This is a genomic window from Nocardia sp. CNS-044, from assembly GCF_059570515.1.
Map to the genome: position 1 here is coordinate 526,221 of NZ_JCANSX010000009.1, position 18,712 is coordinate 544,932.

17 protein-coding genes are annotated in these 18,712 nt (G+C 69.9%); 2 read left to right on the plus strand and 15 right to left on the minus strand.

Annotated features, from left to right (window positions below):
- Positions 1–38 precede the first annotated feature (38 nt).
- The 3 genes from T333_RS25210 to pdxT form a co-directional block, all read right to left on the minus strand.
- Positions 39–791 carry a YebC/PmpR family DNA-binding transcriptional regulator gene (locus tag T333_RS25210; RefSeq protein WP_354999647.1) on the minus strand — a complete coding sequence of 251 codons (753 nt, stop codon included), beginning with the start codon at positions 789–791 and terminating at the stop codon, positions 39–41.
- A gap of 143 nt (positions 792–934) precedes the next feature.
- Positions 935–1,768, minus strand: coding sequence for a C1 family peptidase (locus T333_RS25215; protein ID WP_496426043.1), 834 nt, complete (start codon positions 1,766–1,768; stop codon positions 935–937).
- A gap of 139 nt (positions 1,769–1,907) precedes the next feature.
- Positions 1,908–2,558, minus strand: coding sequence for a pyridoxal 5'-phosphate synthase glutaminase subunit PdxT (pdxT, locus tag T333_RS25220; protein WP_496426044.1), 651 nt, complete (start codon positions 2,556–2,558; stop codon positions 1,908–1,910).
- Positions 2,559–2,739: 181 nt separating this feature from the next.
- On the opposite strand from pdxT, the gene T333_RS25225 reads away from it, so the two are divergent.
- A complete protein-coding gene (locus T333_RS25225; RefSeq protein ID WP_496426045.1) occupies positions 2,740–4,467 on the plus strand; it encodes an APC family permease in 1,728 nt (575 codons plus the stop codon).
- 6 nt (positions 4,468–4,473) lie between these two features.
- On the opposite strand, the gene T333_RS25230 is transcribed toward T333_RS25225, so the two are convergent.
- Positions 4,474–5,292 (minus strand): acyl-CoA thioesterase, encoded by an 819-nt coding sequence (locus T333_RS25230; protein ID WP_496426046.1) that lies wholly within the window; start codon positions 5,290–5,292, stop codon positions 4,474–4,476.
- Positions 5,293–5,488: 196 nt separating this feature from the next.
- Here T333_RS25230 and T333_RS25235 point away from each other — a divergent pair, with 196 nt between their 5' ends.
- The gene (locus T333_RS25235) at positions 5,489–6,100 is read left to right on the plus strand and encodes a nucleoside/nucleotide kinase family protein (protein WP_496426047.1); all 612 of its coding nucleotides are present in this window, start codon (positions 5,489–5,491) and stop codon (positions 6,098–6,100) included.
- A 238-nt stretch (positions 6,101–6,338) separates the two neighbouring features.
- Here T333_RS25235 and T333_RS25240 read toward each other — a convergent pair whose 3' ends face one another.
- From T333_RS25240 to T333_RS25290, 11 genes are all read right to left on the minus strand, one after another.
- Positions 6,339–6,830, minus strand: coding sequence for a WKL family lipoprotein (locus T333_RS25240; RefSeq protein ID WP_357256950.1), 492 nt, complete (start codon positions 6,828–6,830; stop codon positions 6,339–6,341).
- Between the two features lie 202 nt (positions 6,831–7,032).
- Positions 7,033–7,953 carry a pyridoxal 5'-phosphate synthase lyase subunit PdxS gene (gene pdxS / locus T333_RS25245; RefSeq protein WP_496426048.1) on the minus strand — a complete coding sequence of 307 codons (921 nt, stop codon included), beginning with the start codon at positions 7,951–7,953 and terminating at the stop codon, positions 7,033–7,035.
- 446 nt (positions 7,954–8,399) lie between these two features.
- Positions 8,400–9,443 carry an NUDIX hydrolase gene (locus T333_RS25250; RefSeq protein ID WP_496426129.1) on the minus strand — a complete coding sequence of 348 codons (1,044 nt, stop codon included), beginning with the start codon at positions 9,441–9,443 and terminating at the stop codon, positions 8,400–8,402.
- Entirely contained in the window at positions 9,443–10,567 is a 1,125-nt protein-coding gene (locus tag T333_RS25255; protein WP_354999641.1) for a glycosyltransferase family 4 protein, read from the minus strand. Before T333_RS25255 ends, T333_RS25250 begins: the two co-directional genes overlap by 1 nt.
- A complete protein-coding gene (locus T333_RS25260) occupies positions 10,564–11,538 on the minus strand; it encodes a phosphatidylinositol mannoside acyltransferase (RefSeq protein ID WP_496426049.1) in 975 nt (324 codons plus the stop codon). Before T333_RS25260 ends, T333_RS25255 begins: the two co-directional genes overlap by 4 nt.
- 70 nt (positions 11,539–11,608) lie before the next feature.
- Positions 11,609–12,271 carry a phosphatidylinositol phosphate synthase gene (pgsA, locus tag T333_RS25265; protein WP_141809774.1) on the minus strand — a complete coding sequence of 221 codons (663 nt, stop codon included), beginning with the start codon at positions 12,269–12,271 and terminating at the stop codon, positions 11,609–11,611.
- Between the two features lie 53 nt (positions 12,272–12,324).
- Positions 12,325–12,906 carry an ATP adenylyltransferase gene (locus T333_RS25270; protein WP_354999639.1) on the minus strand — a complete coding sequence of 194 codons (582 nt, stop codon included), beginning with the start codon at positions 12,904–12,906 and terminating at the stop codon, positions 12,325–12,327.
- The gene (thrS, locus tag T333_RS25275; RefSeq protein ID WP_496426050.1) at positions 12,903–14,963 is read right to left on the minus strand and encodes a threonine--tRNA ligase; all 2,061 of its coding nucleotides are present in this window, start codon (positions 14,961–14,963) and stop codon (positions 12,903–12,905) included. Before thrS ends, T333_RS25270 begins: the two co-directional genes overlap by 4 nt.
- 313 nt (positions 14,964–15,276) lie before the next feature.
- Positions 15,277–15,894, minus strand: coding sequence for a (2Fe-2S)-binding protein (locus T333_RS25280; RefSeq protein ID WP_357256944.1), 618 nt, complete (start codon positions 15,892–15,894; stop codon positions 15,277–15,279).
- Positions 15,891–16,322 carry a TIGR02611 family protein gene (locus T333_RS25285; RefSeq protein WP_496426051.1) on the minus strand — a complete coding sequence of 144 codons (432 nt, stop codon included), beginning with the start codon at positions 16,320–16,322 and terminating at the stop codon, positions 15,891–15,893. The genes T333_RS25280 and T333_RS25285 overlap by 4 nt, the downstream gene beginning before the upstream one ends.
- 112 nt (positions 16,323–16,434) lie before the next feature.
- Positions 16,435–18,678, minus strand: a complete 2,244-nt coding sequence (locus T333_RS25290; protein WP_496426052.1) for a SulP family inorganic anion transporter — start codon at positions 18,676–18,678, stop codon at positions 16,435–16,437.
- Positions 18,679–18,712 lie beyond the last annotated feature (34 nt).

The following is an 18,712-nucleotide window of genomic DNA, read 5'->3' on the forward strand; positions in this document are numbered from 1 at the left end:
CGAGCCCCGGATCGGTCCGGGGCTCGCCGCGGGACAGCTCAGTCTTCCAGCTGCGCGAGGACCTCGTCGGAGAGGTCCACGTTGGTGTAGACGTTCTGCACGTCGTCGCTGTCCTCGAGCGCGTCGACCAGCTTGAACACCTTGCGCGCGCCCTCGGCGTCGACCGCGACCGAGACCGACGGCTGGAAGCCGGATTCGGCGGAGTCGTAGTCGATTCCGGCCGCCTGCAGCGCCTTGCGCACGTCGATCAGATCGCTCGGGTCGCTGATGATCTCGAAGGACTCGCCGAGGTCGTTGACCTCCTCGGCCCCCGCGTCCAGCACGGCCATCAGCACGTCGTCCTCGGACAGCCCGTTCTTCTCCAGGGTGACCATGCCCTTGCGATGGAACAGGTAGGCCACCGAGCCCGGGTCGGCCATGTTGCCGCCGTTGCGGGTCATCGCGACGCGCACCTCGCCCGCGGCGCGGTTGCGGTTGTCGGTGAGGCACTCGATGAGCACCGCGACGCCGTTGGGGCCGTAGCCCTCGTACATGATGGTCTGCCAGTCGGCGCCGCCCGCCTCTTCACCGCCGCCGCGCTTGCGGGCGCGCTCGATGTTGTCGTTGGGGACCGACGACTTCTTGGCCTTCTGGATGGCGTCGTACAGCGTCGGGTTGCCATCCGGATCACCGCCACCCGTGCGGGCCGCCACCTCGATGTTCTTGATCAGCTTCGCGAAGAGCTTGCCCCGCTTGGCGTCGATCGCGGCCTTCTTGTGCTTGGTGGTGGCCCATTTGGAGTGGCCGCTCATTCCCTACTTCCTTCAGGTCGGTTGCACTGGGAGTGACCGCCGGGGACGGCGGCGCCCCGGGGAGGGATCGAGCCGCGTGCCAACCGAACGGACAACTCCTCCAGCCTAATGGACGCCGCCGAGACGGCATCCTCCCCAGCCCCTCAGAGCGAGACCACGTAGGCCTCCGGGAAGAAGGCGCCCTTGATGTACTTCGGCGACGCGTACGCGAAGCCCTTGTCGCCCCACGCGGTGCCCCAGCTGTTGCGGACGACGAAGTGCCCGCTCGGCAGGTAGCCCACGATGGCGACGGCGTGCCCGCCGCGTTCGGTGCCCGCCGCGAAATCCTCCAGGAAACCCCCGTTGGCGGTGGCGTTGTCCCAGGTGTCGTCCACCATGAACCCCGCGAGGATCGGGCGGCCGTCGGCCAGCACGGTCTTCCACTGGTTGAGGTTCTTGCCGACGTTGAAGTACGAGGCGATGCGCAAGGTGGCCGCGTGCGCCCAGAAGGTGTTCTCCTGGCCGCGGTACATCTTGGTCTGGATGTGGAACGGCAGCAACGATTCCTCGACGACGCCGTACTTCTTGCAGACCTCGACGGCCGACTTCAGCTCGGTGCCCGCGCCCTCGATGAAGGTCTCCGGCCGCTGGAAGAACGCGTCGGTCTCCTTGGAGGCCATCCACACGAACCGCGGCGAGACGCGGCGGTCGCTGTTCAGCTTGCTGGCGGTCACCAGGTGGTAGCGCATCAGTCCGTCGCCGGTCGCCCAGCCGACGCAGGACCCGGTGTCCTCCTGGTCGCCGATGGTCCACCAGTCGCGGCGCAGGTCCACCGAGGTGGGCAGTGCGGTGACGGCGCCGAGCGCGCCGACGGACAGCGCGTCGGTGAACGTCCAATCCCGCGCGGTGTCGCGGGAGGGGACGAGATTGCAGATCCGTGCCTCGGCGGGCACCGGTTCTTCCTTGTTCGCACGGGGTGCGGAGATGACATCGGTCATGTTCGTGCTCGTTCGTCCGGTGGTGTCGCCACCACGCCCGGGTCCGTCGGGATCGCCCGGATGGCAGCGATGATGCACCGCCCGGCGCCGCGTGGCGCGAGTAGCCGATTACCCGTTTCACCAGCGGGTTCGGCGTGAACTACGCAGCGCGGACCAGATCGACGAACATGCGGTGCACCCGCAGGTCGCCCGTCACTTCGGGGTGGAAGGAGGTGGCGAGCACCTTGCCCTGGCGCACCGCGACGATGCGGCCCGCGAACGGACCGGAGGGCACCGTGGCGAGCACCTCGACGTCCTCGCCCGCCCGCTCGACCCACGGCGCGCGGATGAAGACCGCGCGCACGGGACCATCGGCCAGACCGGCGAAATCCAGATCGGTCTCGAAGGAGTCGACCTGGCGTCCGAAGGCGTTGCGGCGCACCGTCATATCGATGCCCGACAGATGCTTGGCGTCCGGCCGGGTGTCGAGCACCTCGGAGGCCAGCAGGATCATGCCCGCGCAGGAACCGAAGGCGGGCATGCCGTCGCGCAGCCGCGCGCGCAGCGGTTCGAGCAGTTCGAACGCTTCCAGCAGCTTGCTGATCGCGGTCGACTCGCCACCGGGCAGCACCAGCCCGTCCACGGCGGCCAGCTCCGACGCGCGCCGCACCAGAATCGGCTCCGCGCCGCACTGTTCCAGCGCCGCGACGTGTTCGCGCACATCACCCTGCAAAGCGAGAACACCGATGGTGGGCCGGGACGGCGTCTGCCGCGCCTCGGTGGCGGGTGCGGCGACCGATGATGCGTTCACCCCGCCGAGCTTATTAGTCCCGCCGCTGTGGGCCCGCTCACGGTTGCCGTCAAGGTTGCGTCAACAGCGGGGCCGGATGGCGGGAGCCGACGCCACACTCGCAAAGGTGACTGCTGTAGTGCCGCGCCCCGCCGCAACGCCAGGCGGAGAACCGACTGTCCTTCCCCGCCGCGGATTGACGGTGCCGACCGGATTGGCCGGCCTTTCCCTCGACGCCATGGCGTCGGTGTCCTACGGTCCGGAGGCGATCGTTCTGGTACTGGCCGCAGCGGGCGCGGCCGGGCTCGGCGCGACGCTGCCGGTGACGTTGGCGATCGTCGCCCTGCTCGCCGTGCTGATCGCGTCCTACCGCCAGGTGATCGCGGCCTTCCCCGACGGCGGCGGCGCCTACGCGGTGGCCAAGCGGCACCTCGGCCACCGCACCAGCCTGGTCGCGGCCGCCTCGCTGATCGTGGACTACGTGCTCAACGTCGCGGTCTCGATCGCCGCCGGCGTCGCCGCGCTGACCTCGGCGTTCCCCGCGCTGTACGGGTACAGGGTGTGGCTGTGCCTCGCCGTGCTCGCGGGCATCACTGCGCTGAACCTGCGCGGCATCACCGAGAGCGCCCGCGCGTTCATGCTGCCCACCGTCGTGTTCGTCGGCGGCATCGGAGCGGTGATCCTCGGCGGGCTGCTGCGCGGTGAACCAGCCTCGGTGGTCACCGGCGACCCGGCGGTCACCGATATGCACACCCTCGGAATCCTGTTGCTGCTCAAGGCGTTCTCCAGCGGGTGCGCGGCGCTGACCGGCGTCGAGGCGATCGCGAACGCGGTGCCCAGTTTCGCCGAGCCGCGGGTGCGGCGGGCGCAGCGGGCGGAGGTCGCGCTCGGCGTACTGCTCGGCACGATGCTGATCGGCCTCGCGGTGTTGATCGAGAAGTTCTCGCTGCGCCCCGTCGAGGGCGTCACGGTGCTCTCCCAGCTCACCGAGGCCGCGCTCGGTCACGGATTCGCTTACTACGTGGTGCAATTCGCGACGGTGGTGTTGCTCGCACTGGCCGCGAACACCTCCTACGGCGGGCTTCCGACGCTGACCAGGATCCTTGCCGACGACAACTGTCTGCCGCACCGGTTCGCCGTCAGTTCGCCGCGCCAGGTCTACCGGTACGGCGTGCTGACGCTCGGCGTCAGCGCGGGCGCGCTGCTGATCGGTGCGGGCGGCGCGATGAACGCCCTTGTCCCGCTGTTCGCCATCGGCGTGTTCGTCGGATTCACCATCGCCCAGGCAGGGATGGTCCGGCACTGGTGGCTGAACAGGGGCGCGGGATGGCGAGTGCGGATCGCGCTCAACGGATTCGGCGCGCTGCTCACCACCGCGGCCGCGCTGATCACCACCGCCATGAAGTTCACCGAGGGCGCGTGGCTGATCGTGCTGGTGCTGCCCGCGCTGGTGTTCGCCATGCAGCGGGTCCGCGCGGCCTACCACCGGATCGGCGATCGTCGTGCCGCGGGCGCGATCCCGGCCCAGCCGCAGGCGACCGGCACCGCGATCGTGGTGCCCGTCTCGGAGGTGTCCGAGCTGAGCAGGGAGGCGCTCTCGGCCGCGATGTCCCTCGGCTCCGACGTCGTCGCGGTGCACGTCTGCCTGCCGGGTGAATCGACGCGAGCGTTCACCAAGGCCTGGGAGGCGTGGCACCCGGAGGTCCGCCTGGTACTGCTGGAAGACAGCGACGCCACCGTCGGCGGGCCGGTCGCCCGCTATCTGCGGGAGAACTTCGCGGGACGGCGCAAGGTCGTGGTCGTCGCCGAGGTGGACCCGCCCGGCGGCTGGGATCGGGTGCTGCCGAGCCATCGCAGCGACGAACTCGAGCGCGAGCTGCGCCGGATGCCCGACACCGTGGTCTGCCACCTGCGCGTCCAGGTGGTGTGAGCCCCGCTATCCCCGGAGGGTGCGGATCAGTCCCTCCTGCACGACCGCCGCGACCAGCTTGCCCTCGCGGTTGAAGATCTTGCCGCCGGTCAGCGCACGGCCGAAACCGGCCGACGGCGAGGACTGGTCGTAGAGCAGCCAGTCGTCGGCGCGGAACGGGCGAAGGAACCACATGGCGTGGTCCAGCGACGCGTCCTGGGTCCGCTCGTCGGGGTGGGTGACCTTCGAGGAGCCGAGCAGCGTCATATCGCTCATGTAGGCCAGCGTGCACACGTGGAACAGCGGGTCGTCGGGCAGCGGGTGCCGGTAGCGGAACCACACCTGCTGCTGGGAGACCACGCCGTCGCGGCGCGACACCGACTCCTGCGGCACGGTGCGGATGTCCCAGTGCTCCCATTCGCGCATCGCCCACAGCCGTTCCGGGCTCATCGAGGTCTGGGCGTCCGGCAGGTTCTCCGGCGCCGCCACCTCGAGCATCTCGTCCTGATGCTCCGGGCCCTCGTCGCCGACGTGGAACGAAGCCGACATGGTGAAGATCGCCGCGCCGTCCTGCACGCCGGTGACCCGGCGGGTGCAGAAGGAGCGGCCGTCGCGGATCCGCTCCACCAGGTACACGGTCGGTTCCTGTGGATTGCCGGGCCGCAGGAAGTATCCGTGCAGCGAATGCACCTGGAAACGTGGCTCCACCGTACGCACCGCCGACACCAGGGCCTGCCCGGCGACCTGGCCGCCGAAGGTGCGGGGGAGCTGGGTCTTCGTGGACGCGCCACGGAAGATGTCCCGCTCCAGGCGTTCGATCTCCAATGCCTCTTCGATTGTCGCCATGCGCTGAGGTTAACCAACGGCGTCCGATTCGCCCCGTTCGGCATCCGGTCGAGGAGCTCGACCGGATGCCAGAGAGTTGCTGAATGTCGCGCTCGTCACAAGCGGGGGCAGCGGAATTCGCGGCGGCTCGGCCTGCCGCACGGGTCTCGCCGGGGCGCAGGGAGATACCGGCGGGGGTGTCTGCTGTGATGGAGCGGTGCCGCAGTTCGTGCCGATCACCCAGGACGGCCTCGCCGATCTGCTCGTCGATCGGCTCCGCGCGCTGCCGGGCCGCCGCGTGATCGCCATCGACGCGTCCGATGCCGCACAGCCCGTCGCGTTCGCCGAGCGCGCCGCCGAAAGACTGCGCGGGACAGGACGTTCCGCCGAAGTGGTCGCCCTGCACGACTACATCCGACCCGCCTCGCTGCGCATGGAATTCGGTCGTGAGGACGAATTCTCCTATCGCACGGCGTGGTTCGACTACGACGCGGTCCGCCGCGAGGTGGTCGACGCGCTGCGCGAGCACGGCCGCTGGCTGCCCGCGCTGTGGGACGAGGCCGCCGACCGCTCGGCCCGCGCGGCCGTCCGCGCCGCGCCCGCCGACCTGGTGCTCTTCCTAGCGGGTCCCATGCTGCTCGGCCGCGACCTGGTCTTCGATCTGACGGTGCGCCTCGACCTCAGCGAAGCGGCGCTGCGACGCCGCACACCGCGGGACGAGCACTGGACCATCCCCGCGCTGCTGCGCTACGACCGCGAGAATCCCGAGGTACCAACGTTTTCGGTGCGCTGGGACCATCCCGACCGCCCCGCGCTGAGCCGCACCTGAACCCTGCGCGCGTCCCCATATCCGTTGCACCGCATGTCGAATCAGCTGGGCGCATCCGCCGGAGAACGAACACCCGGCCGCTATGCGCGACCGGGTGTGGTTGGCGGACTGGCCTTTCGGCTGTGTTCGACGAGTGGCACACACAGCGGTAGCGGAGCTTCCGCCACCCCCGACTTTGTGTGCCACTCGCCCGCCGAGGCGTGTGCGGCACGATCCGCGCTCCGGCGGATCAGCGCTGTCAGGCGCAGGCGGCCGACTGCTGGCCGAGGTTGGTCAGCATCCCGCAAGCCCACGCCTTCTGGACCTTCCAAGTGCCGTCCTCGGCGACGAACGGCACGTCCGCGATGTTCTCCTGGTTGTTCAGCACGATCTTGGCCTTGGCGTTGATGGTGTCGCCGAAGGCGGTCACCTCGGTGACCACGACGCTCGCTCCGGTCTGCTGGTAGGCCTGTGCCAACCGGCCGGGCAGCTCGGGATCGGCCTCGGCGCCCTGGATCATCTCCAGCTTCTCCTGGTTCGGCACCGCCGGGTCGAGCGCGCGCTGTAGCTGCGCGTTCAACTGCTCCACCGTCGGCACCGGCGGCACGTTCGCGGCGGTGGCCTTGGCGCTGGTGGTGGTGCGGGTCGGCGTGGTCTCGCTCTTGTCGTCGCCGCCGCACGCCGTCAAGCCCAGCGCGGCCGCGACGGCCAAGCCCGCGATCGCGATTCTTCCGGTGTTGCGAAGCTTCAACTCTTGGTCCTTTGCGTTCGACTCGGTCGGCATCACCGGCGACCCGTAACTGTTCGCCGTGCCCCGAAACCTACTCAGCGGCTCTGTGGGAACTCTGAGATCGCCGTGTGGCGGTTCGAAGAGTCGAGTCGCGAACGCGAAACGCCCGCTCCCTGGCTTGCGGCCAGGGAACGGGCGTCACGAAAAACCAAGCGTCGCTGGCTCACCAGCCGCGTTCGGCGAGCCGGTGCGGCTGGGCGATCTCCTCGACGTTGATGCCGACCATGGCCTCACCGAGGCCGCGGGAGACCTTCGCCAGCACGTCCGGGTCGTCGTAGAAGGTGGTGGCCTTGACGATGGCGGCGGCGCGCTGCGCCGGGTTGCCGGACTTGAAGATGCCCGAGCCGACGAACACGCCCTCGGCGCCGAGCTGCATCATCATCGCGGCGTCGGCCGGGGTGGCGATGCCACCGGCGGTGAACAGCACGACCGGCAGCTTGCCGGTCTCGGCGACCTCGCGGACCAGCTCGTACGGCGCCTGCAACTCCTTGGCCGCGACGTAGAGCTCGTCGGCGGGCAGCGCGGCGAGCTTGCAGATCTCCTGGCGGATCTGACGCATGTGGGTGGTCGCGTTGGACACGTCGCCGGTGCCCGCCTCGCCCTTCGAGCGGATCATGGCCGCGCCCTCGGTGATGCGGCGCAGCGCCTCGCCCAGGTTGGTGGCGCCACAGACGAAGGGAACGGTGAAGTTCCACTTGTCGATGTGGTTGGTGTAGTCGGCCGGGGTGAGCACCTCGGACTCGTCGATGTAGTCGACGCCGAGGCTCTGCAGGATCTGCGCCTCCACGAAGTGGCCGATGCGGGCCTTCGCCATGACCGGGATGGAGACGGCGCCGATGATGCCCTCGATCATGTCCGGGTCGCTCATCCGGGACACGCCGCCCTGGGCGCGGATGTCGGCGGGCACGCGCTCGAGCGCCATGACCGCGACCGCGCCGGCGTCCTCGGCGATCTTGGCCTGCTCGGGGGTGACGACGTCCATGATCACCCCGCCCTTGAGCATCTCGGCCATGCCGCGCTTGACGCGGGCGGTGCCGACGGTGTTGGTGGTCTCGGGCGTGGTCACGGCAAACTCCTGGGTCATGTGCGCCTATCAGGTCGCGCGGAACGAAACGACCTAATTCTAGGCGTGCCGAGAAAGCCACTTGATAGCCAGTTGAGGGCCACTGGACTGGTAGCGAGGTCGGCCCGGGGCCAGCTCCGCGCGCCGTGACCCGCGCCACCCCCGGCCGAATCGACTTCCGGCTATCGGCGAACCCCGCGCAATCGAGCCCGGGCGGAATCCGCCGGACCGACCCGGCTCAGATCGGATTCACGACCAGTAGCTGCGCCCAGTATTCGGCGGCCGCCGGGCCCACGATCGGCAACAGGAAATCGAACAGCAAGTACGACATGGACTACCTACCTCCAACACCAGACAAGGACCGCCCCGCATCATCGAGGAGCACCGAATCCTGATACCCGCCGGGACGCGATCCAGTCACGAAGCTATCACGATCGTGAACCAGATCACAGCGCGCACGGCGGCGCTCAGCGGATGGAGCGGACCTCGGGGTCGTCGGAGCCCGCGGCGATCTCGGCGGCCTCGGGAAGCAGTTCGTCCAGGTGATAGGGGTAGACCGTCTCGCCGGAGCGGTCCAGGGTCGCGATGTCGGCGGGCGTACACCACTGGTGCCCCGTGATGGATCGGCGCTCGATCACCGTCAGGTTGCCCGGTTCGGGCGTGAAGGCGCGCACCCGCAGCACGAAGAACAGCTCCTCGGCGCGGATCAGCTGCCCGTCGAACGGGAACACCGCGACGCGCCGCCAGATCGGGCCGCGCAGACTCTCGGGATCGGCGCGATGCCCGGTCTCCTCCCACAGCTCGCGCACGGCGGCCGCGCGCAGCGACTCCCCCGGCTCCACACCGCCGCCGATCGTGAACCAGAACGAGACCGCCGGGGTCTTCGGGTCGTTGCCGCGCATCAACAGCACCCGGTCCTGTTCGTCGAGCAGGACGACGCGCGCCGAGGTGCGGATCGTGTCCACCGCGAGACCGGTCGAGGCCGCGGGCGTGGCGCGCTCGGTGATCTCGAAATAGGTGGGCAGCGGCGCGGTGCCGCCCAGGTGCAGCAGGCGGACCGGACGCCGGGTGCGCAGCGCGAGCGTGTCGCGGACCGCGTCGTTGTGGAAGCGCCGGGCGATCAGCACCCTGGCCTCGGCGTCGGCGAGTTCGGCGACCAGCTGCGGGCGCAGCTGGGCGATGTCGACGGCCGAGAGCGCCGAGGAGAGCTGGTTCTCCACCGTCTCGCGTTCCGCGCGTCCGGCGCGTTCGGCCCGATCGGCCAGGGTGGACAGACGTTTGGCCTGATCGGCTGAAGCAGGGTCGGAGACCGGACCCGCGATCGCCATCGCCACCGCCCGCGCCACCACCGCCCGCCTGGCCAGCGCCGAATCCAGCGCCTGCCACGACTGGTCGGAACGCACGTGCAGCCGGTCCAGCCGATTCGCCGTGGAGTAGGCCCACAGACCGATCGCGACGACGACCGCAGCGATCAGCGCGAGAACGAGAACCGTTGTGGCCGAGAAGGTGATCATCCGGCGGCCCGCACCCGGGTGTCGCCGATGGTGACGGTCTCGTAGACCCGCAGGATCTGCTCGGCGACCACCGGCCAGTCGTATTCGCCGACCACCTGATTGGCGGTGTGCACCAGCGATTCCCTGCGCACCTCGTCGGTCAGCACGGTGTCCAGCGCGGCCGCGAGCCGCGCCGAATCCCCGACCGGGACGAGCATGCCCGCGGTGCCGTCGCGCAGCACCCTGCGGAACGCGTCGAGCTCGCTGGCCACCACCGCGGTGCCCGCGGCCATGGCCTCGATCAGGATGATGCCGAAGCTCTCACCGCCGAGGTTGGGCGCCACGTAGACATCGGCGCTGCGCATGGCCGAGGCCTTGTCCTCGTCGGAGACCTGGCCGAGGAAGCGCAGGTGCCCGGCGTTCGGCCCGGCCTCGCGCCGCAGCCGCTCCTCGTCGCCGCGACCGACGATCAGGATCTCCACGTCGGGGTGGCGGCGCACCAGCTCCGGCAGCGCGCCGAGCAGCACCTCCATGCCCTTGCGCGGTTCGTCGTAGCGTCCGAGGAACAGCACCGTGCCGCCCGCGCGCGGATAGCCCGGCAGCATCGGAGCGCGCGCGAAGGCGGCCACGTCGACGCCGTTGGGGATCTCCACCGCGTCCGAACCGAGCGCCTCCACCTGCCAGCGTCTGGCCAGCTCCGAGACGGCGATCCGGCCGCTGATCTTCTCGTGGTAAGGCCGGAGCACGCCCTGAAAAGTGCTGAGCACCAAGGACTTCGTGGTCGATGTGTGGAACGTCGCGACGATCGGGCCCTCGGCGATCTTGAGCGCGAGCATGGACAAGCTCGGCGCGTTGGGCTCGTGGATGTGCAACACGTCGAAATCGTTGCCGTCGATCCAGCGGCGGATCCTGGTGTAGGCCATGGGGCCGAACGAGAGCCGGGCCACCGAGCCGTTGTAGGGAATCGCCACCGCGCGTCCGGCGGAGACCACGAACTCCGGCAGTGGGGTGCTCTCCGAGGCGGGCGCGAGCACGCTCACCCGGTGCCCGCGTTCGATGAGCACCCGCGCGAGTTCCACCACGTGCGCCTGCACACCGCCGGGGACGTCGAACGAATAGGGGCAGACCATGCCGATCTTCACGGCGCCTCGTCTCCTCCACCCTGCGCTTTTCCACCCTGCGCGGCGAGTCCGCCCTGCGCGGCGGCGATCCTGGCCCGGCGTTCCTCGGACAGGTCGCTCTCCCACAGCGGTTGCAGCATGTGCCAGTCGGCGGGGTGCGCGGCGATATTGGCGGCGAAACGGTCGGCCAGCAGCTGCGTCGCCGCCTGGACGCCACCCGAGACATCCAGCCGCTCTTCGCATTTCAGGCCCCAGGCCTCCTCGCCGTCGGCATCGACGGTGAACCAGGCGTGCACCGGTATGAGCGCGGCGCCGGTCTCGATGGCCAGCTTGGCCGCGCCCGCGGGCATCCAGGTGCGCTCACCGAAGAAGGTGACCGGCACCCCGCGGCCGGTGAGATCGCGCTCACCCATCAGGCAGACGATCTTGTTCTCCCGCAGGCGCTCGGCCAGCACGGCGAACGGCGGCTGCTCGCCCCCCGTCAGCGGGAACACCTCGAAACCGAGGCTCACCCGGTAGGCGACGAAGCGCTCGAACAGCGACTCCGGCTTCAGGCGCTCGGCGATCGTGGTGAGACCGCCGTAGTTCTGGACGCACCACACCCCGGCCATGTCCCAGTTCCCCGAGTGCGGCAACACCAAGAGCGCGCCGCGCCCCTCGGCCAGCGCCGCGTCCAAGTGCTGCAGTCCGCCCACGGGCAGCCGCGACGACTTGCCCAGGGCCGCGTGGTCCATCGTCGGCAGCCGGAACGCCTCGCGCCAGTACCGCGCGTAGGAGCGCATGCTCGCGCGGATCAGATCGTCGGGCACCTGCTCGGGCGGCACCCCGAGCACGCGGGCGAGATTGCGCCGCAACTGGATCGGCCCACCGTTGCGCGCCGCCCGCTCCCCGCCCCAGTCGAACACCCGCCGGGCCGCGCCTTCCGGAAGCGCCCGGACCAGTCGCCAACCCGCCGCGTAACCGACGTCGCTCAATCGTTCCCCGATACTCACCGTTCCCCCGATTCCACAGCACCGACGCTACGACCGAAAACCCGGATAGGTGCGCGGAGTCTCGGTGCGCTCACCGCGCCTCCTGCGGCGCGGCGGGCGGGATGACCTCGCGCGCCCCGGGCGAATTGCGCACCGCGAGCACGCGCTGGAACACCGTCACGATGCTGAGCACCGCGAGGATCCACATGGCCACGTGCACCGCCCAGGTCAGCCACTCGATGCCCCAGTGGCCGCCGAGACCGGTGAATCCGGCGCCGACGAGCACGATGATCAGCCGGTCCGGGCGCTCGATGATGCCGCCGTCGGCGGACAGGCCGCTCGCCTCGGCGCGCGCCTTGGCGTAGGAGATCACCTGCGAGGTCACCAGCACCACCAGCGTGGCGAAGAACAGCCACTTGTTGTGCTCGTGGTACACCGCCCACCAGGCCAGACCGCCGAAGATCGCGCCGTCGGCGACCCGGTCGCAGGTGGCGTCCAGCACCGCACCGTATTTCGTGCCGCCACCGCGCGCCCGCGCCATGGCGCCGTCGAGCATGTCGAACATGACGAACAACCAGATCACCATGGTGCCCCAGAACAGGTGACCGGTCGGGAAGAGCGTGACCGCGGCCGCGATCGAGGCCGTGGTGCCGATCAGGGTGACGGCATCCGGGGTCAGGCCGGTGCGCACCAGCGCCTTGCCCAGCGGAGCGGTGGCCTTGGCGAACGTCTCGCGGCCGAAGAAACTCAGCACCGGCTACACCCGCGCCCGGTCGATTCGGACGGACGACGCACAGCGGCGGTTGCTCACTCCGTTTCCTTCCACGCGGCGGCGAGCAGGGCTCTGGTCTCGCGCAGCAATTGCGGCATCACCTTGACGCCGCCGACCACGGTGATGAAGTTCGCGTCGCCGCCCCAGCGCGGCACGATGTGCTGGTGCAGGTGGTCGGCCAGCGAGCCGCCCGCGACCCCGCCGAGGTTGAGCCCGACGTTGAAGCCGTGCGGGCGCGAGACGCTCTTCATCACCCGGATGGCCCGCTGCGTGAACGCCATCAGCTCGGCGCTCTCGGCGTCGGTGAGGTCCTCCAGGTTGGCCACCCTGCGGTAGGGCACCACCATCATGTGCCCGGGGTTGTACGGGTACAGGTTGAGCACCGCGTACACCAGCTCACCGCGGGCGATGATCAGGCCGTCCTCGTCGGACATCTTGGGGATGTCGGTGAACGGGTGCCCGGTGGCGTCCTTCGGGCGGGATCCCGCGGCCTCGGTGATGTAGGACATCCGGTACGGCGTCCAGATGCGTTGCAGCCGATCGGGATCGCCGGCGCCGATGTCCACGATGTTCCCCTGCTCCGTGTCGTCCAGGTCGGCGAGCCCGTCCGCGGTCATGCCTCACCCGCCGCGACGATCTCGAACCCCTCGGCGGTCGGCGAGGCGTTCTCGCGCCGCGTGATCCACGCGACGATGGTGGCCACCGCGTCGGCGACCGGCACCCCGTTGACCTGGGTGCCGTCCCGGAAGCGGAAGCTCACCGCGCCGGCGTTCACGTCGCGCTCACCGGCGAGCAGCATGAACGGCACCTTCTGCGCGGTGTTGTTGAAGATCTTCTTCTGCATCCGGTCGTCGCTGCGGTCCACCTGGGCGCGAATGCCCTCGTCGTGCAGCAGCTCGATCACCCGATCCAGGTGCGGCGCAAAGGCTTCCGCGACCGGGATGCCGACCACCTGCACCGGCGAGAGCCAGGCGGGGAAGGCGCCCGCGTAGTGCTCGGTGAGCACGCCGAAGAAGCGCTCGATGGAGCCGAACAGCGCGCGGTGGATCATCACCGGCCGCTGCTTGGTGCCGTCGGAGGCGGTGTATTCCAGGTCGAAGCGCTCGGGCAGGTTGAAGTCGAGCTGAATGGTCGACATCTGCCAGGTGCGGCCCAGCGCGTCCTTGGCCTGCACCGAGATCTTCGGACCGTAGAACGCGGCCCCGCCCGGATCGGGCACCAGCTCCAGACCGGAGGCCGAGGCGACCTTGGACAGGGTCTCGGTGGCCTCCTCCCAGATCTCGTCGGAGCCGACGAACTTCTCCGGGTCCTTGGTGGACAGCTCCAGGTAGAAGTCGTCCAGGCCGTAGTCCTTCAGCAGATCCAGCACGAAGCGCAGCGTGTCGGTCAGCTCCCCGTGCATCTGCTCTTTGGTGCAGTAGATGTGCGCGTCGTCCTGGGTCATGCCGCGCACCCGGGTCAGGCCGTGCACCACGCCGGACTTCTCGTAGCGGTAGACCGAGCCGAACTCGAACAGCCGCAGCGGCAGTTCCCGATACGACCGGCCGCGGGCGCGGAAGATCAGGTTGTGCATCGGGCAGTTCATCGGCTTGACGAAGTAGTCCTGGCCCGGCTTGCGAACGGTGCCGTCCTCGTTGAGCTCCGCGTCCAGATGCATGGCCGGGAACATGCCTTCCCGGTACCAGTCCAGGTGGCCGGAGACCTCGAACAGGTGCCCCTTGGTGATGTGCGGGGTGTTCACGAACTCGTAGCCCGCGGCGACGTGGCGGCGGCGCGAGTACTCCTCGAGCTCCTTGCGGATGATGCCGCCCTTGGGGTGGAACACCGGAAGACCGGAGCCGAGCTCGTCGGGGAAGCTGAACAGGTCCAGTTCCAGGCCGAGCTTGCGGTGGTCGCGGCGCTCGGCCTCGGCGAGCAGGTGCAGGTGCTCGTCCATGGCCTCCTGGGATTCCCAGGCGGTGCCGTAGATGCGCTGCAGGTCCTCGCGGTTCTGGTCGCCGCGCCAGTAGGCGGCCGAGCTGCGGGTCAGCTTGAAGGCCGGGATGAACTTGGTGGTCGGGATGTGCGGGCCGCGGCACAGGTCGCCCCAGACCTTCTCGCCGGTGCGCGGGTCCAGGTTGTCGTAGATGGTCAGCTCTTTGCCGCCGACCTCCATGACCTCCGGGTCGTCGATGCCGGACTTGTCGCTGATCAGCTCGAGCTTGAACGGCTCCTCGGCGAGCTCGACGCGGGCCTCGTCGATCTCCACGACGCGACGCGAGAAACGCTGGGCGCCTTTGACGATCTTCTTCATCCGGGATTCCAGCTTGGCCAGATCCTCGGGGGTGAAGGGCCGGTCGACGCGGAAGTCGTAGTAGAAGCCGTCCTTGATGGGCGGGCCGATGCCCAGCTTCGCCTCGGGGAACTCCTGCTGCACGGCCTGCGCGAGCACGTGCGCGGCCGAATGCCGGATCACGCTGCGCCCGTCCTCGGTGTTGGCGCCGACCGCCTCCACCTCGACGTCGGTGTCCGGGGTCCAGGACAGGTCCTTGAGCGCGCCCTCGGCGTCGCGTACCACGACGATGGTGTCGGGTCCCTTGGTCGGCAGACCCGCCTCGCGCACCGCGGCGCCCGCCGTAGTCCCGGCCGGCACCCGGACGAGGGTGGCTGGGCTGATCGGGGCTGAGGTCGTCACGGCGGCGCTCTCCTTGGCGTTCTCGTGGGCGGGCCTGTTCCCGCGCGTCGGCGCCGGGCGGCAATCGCCCGGCGCGACCAATGCTAGCTGTCCCGCCGTCCCTCGATTCGCGCCGGTCGCGAGCGCCTCGAGCGTGGCGTCACGAGCCGAGTGCCACGTCCCCGGCCGGGTTCTCGGCCTATCCGGCGCGGGGTCGGTGTGCGCGCGAAACCCGCTGTCACGGCGGGCTAGCTGGTTGTCGGCGTGTCGGCACCCATCTTGCAGGACATCCGGCCGGGCGCAACTCGAATACCGCCGCCGCGAGGCGGTCGGATCAGGACCCCGCGGCGAGCTTCGCCAGCAGCGCCTCGCGGTCGGCGGCGGGGCGTTTGGGGCAGCTCGTGCACATCTCGCAGCCCGGGATCTCGAAGACGAGGCAACAGGAGATCCGCCGGACGAAGGTGCGGCCGCCGATCTCCACGAAACGCGGCACCGGCAGCTTCCCACCCACCTGGGCGGCGAGTTCGGCTCCCGCCGCGCCGTCGCCCGCGTCGAGGGCGCGGTTGCCCATCGCGTCGGCGGCGATCGCCCACAGCGCGGGCACACCCGCGCCGGAGACGGCCGCGACGGCCGGGATCACCACGGCGAGGGTCTCCCGCAGCACGGCCGCGGACCGCGCCGCGTCGGGAGCATCGCAAGCCGCGATGCGGACGCGTTCGACACCACCGTCGGGCCGGATCTCGCAGTCGATGCGGTCCAGCGCCGGTTCGGGCGGCAGCTTGCCGGTCGCCGCCGCGCGCGCCAACGGCTCCACGAGCGCGGAGGCGACCATGCACCACCACAGCGTGCCCGCGATGCGAACCGAGGAGGTGCCCCAGGACCGGCCCATCTCGGTGATCCGTGCCGTCAGCCACTCCGGTGACGTGAGCGTCGCGCCGGGGACCGTGCTCACCACTTCAGGGGACTGCGCAACCATTCCGCTTCGACTCCGATCCAGCCGCCGACCAACTCGTACGTACCGAGCACCCAGAGCGTCCCGACCACCAGCAACACGGTCGCCAGCGCCGCGGTCGCCCGCATGGCCAAGCCCCGCGCGGAGTACCAGGCCATGCCCTGCCGGTACTTGTCTCGCAGCCAGGTCAGTGCCCGGCGCGCCCAGGCGAATTCGGTCGCGAGAATGCCGAGTCCGGCGAACACGATCGCCCAGCCGGGACCGGGATAAGGAATCGCCAGGATGCCGAGGGTCAGCACCAGGACGCCGATCACCGCGACGCCGATCCGGTAGGCGAGGTTCAGCGTAGGGCGGGTGGCCACGCCGGTACGAAAGGCGCGCCACCCGGTCGGCTCGTCGGTCGGTCTCTGGTCCAGATCGGCACTCACATCAATCAGCGTACGAGAAAGCGAGCGGCGGGAATCGCCCTCCGATGCTGGCAAACGCAGAGAAAACCCGCGGGAGCCGCGAGGGCGCCCGCGGGTCGTCCCCGCTTGTCGATCAGACCAGCTCGGGCACGGGACGCTCGTCCACGTCATCGATGTGGGCGAGACCGTCGATCGTCACCTCGACGACCCGCGCGTTACCGATGTCGAAGAACAGGCCCGACACCCGCACGCCCCGCTCGATCACGGCTCGGCGCACCGCCGGGTGGCGGTGCAGCGTCTCCAGCTGCAGCGCGACGTTCACCATGCTCAGCTGGTCCACCTCGCCGTAACCCGCGGCGCGCGCCGCCTCGGCGACCGGGTGGCCCGCGCGGAACTGCTCCAGGCTCGGGTGCGCGTGCGCCAGCCACGGCCCGATGCCGGGACCGACGTCGGCGCCCGAGTACAGCGCCTTCATGGCGCCGCAGGACGAGTGACCGCAGACGACCACCGAACGCACGTTCAGCTCCTCGAGCGCGAAGACCAGCGCCGCCTCCACCGAGGCGTCACCCGTCTCCGGCACCAGGTTGCCGACGTTGCGGACGGTGAACAGGTCGCCGGGCCCGCTGTTGGTGATGACGTTGGGCACGATGCGCGAGTCGGAGCAGGCCAGGAAGAACGAGTGCGGGTCCTGCCGGTCGGCCAGGCCGTCCAGGTGCGGGCGCACCACGTGGGCGTGGCTGCGGTGGAAGGCGGCGACGCCCGCGGCCAGCGGGTTGGGGTGCTTGTCCTCGCTGCGCCACGGCCCGAGGATCTCGTCCCACACCGCGCGGCCGAAACCGCGTGCGGGCGGCCCGGTCAGCGCGTCGGCCATCCGCGCCGAGCCGATCTCCACGAACTCGACGCTGCCGCCGCCGTGTTCCTGCTGGCGCACCCACTCCTCGATGGCCTCGAAGGCGGCGTGGTCCAGGAAGTCGACGGTCATCTCGACCGTCACGTCGGCGCCCGCGGGCACCTTCGCCAGCTCGGCCGAGAGCTTGGGCAGCGCGAGGAAGGTGCAGGAACCGTCGATGCTGACCAGCCAGCGCTGCGACTGCGGGATCTGCTCGGCGGTGATCGCCACCCGAACCACGCGCCACAGCAGCAGGCCGAAGGCCAGCAAGAGGCCGATCAGCACGCCCTCGAGCAGGTTCAGGAAGACCACGCCGAGGATCGTCGCCGCGTAGACGAGCAGATCGCCGGTGCGGCGGGCCAGCTTGATGTGCGCCAGCTTGACCAGCTGGATGCCGATCACGATCAGCAGACCGGCCAGCGCGGCCTTCGGGATCTGCTGCACGACAGCGGTCAGCGCCACCGAGAACAGCAGGACCCAGACGCCGTGCATGATCGCCGAGGCGCGGCTGCGCGCGCCCGCCTGGACGTTGGTGGCGCTGCGCACGATCACGCCGGTGACCGGCAGGCCACCGAGCATGCCGGACAGGACGTTGGCCGAACCCTGGCCGATGAGCTCCCGGTCGAAGTTGGTGCGGCGACCGTTGTGCATCTTGTCGACCGCGACGGCCGAGAGCAGGCTCTCCACGCTGGCGATCAGCGCGATGGTGAGCACCATGAGCGCGACCGCGGACCAGCCGCCGTCCGGGATCTGCGGCAGGCCGATGGCGTCGAACAGCGAGCCGTCGAGCACGATGCGCTCGACCTCGGTCGGCAGCACCATCGACAGCACCGTGCCGATGAACACCGCGACCAGCGGGCCGGGCACGACCCGGATCTTCTCCGGCGCGTACTTCCAGCCGAGCATCACCGCGATCACCACGGCGCCGACCAGCGCGTCACCGCCGTGCAGCGACATCAGCTGGCCGGGTAGTTCGGTGATGTTGTTCCAGGCCGAGCTGTGCGACGACCCGCCGAGCAGCACGTGCACCTGCTGCAGCGCGATGGTCACACCGATGCCGGCGAGCATCGCGTGCACCACGACCGGCGCGACGGCCAGCGCGGCTCGCGCGATTCGGCTGAGCCCGAAGATGATTTGCAGGATGCCCGCGGCCACCACGATGAAGCCGGTGACCTTCCAGCCGAACTTGTCGATGGATTCCGCGACGACGACGGTCAGGCCCGCGGCCGGACCGCTCACCTGCAGAACCGAGCCGCCGAGGGCGCCCGCGACGATGCCGCCGACCACGGCGGCGATGAGGCCGGCGAGGACGGGCGCGCCGGAGGCCAAGGCGATGCCGAGCGAAAGCGGCAGCGCGACCAGAAAGACCACGATCGAGGCGGGCAGATCGTGGCGCAAGACGGATGTCAGACGATCGGACAGATTGCCCGGGCCTTTGCCCGGCACAGGTGGGGACAGCGGTGGAGCCAGATCGCTCTCGACAGCCATGACTTCTCCTTCGCCGACTCGACGCCGCGGCGTC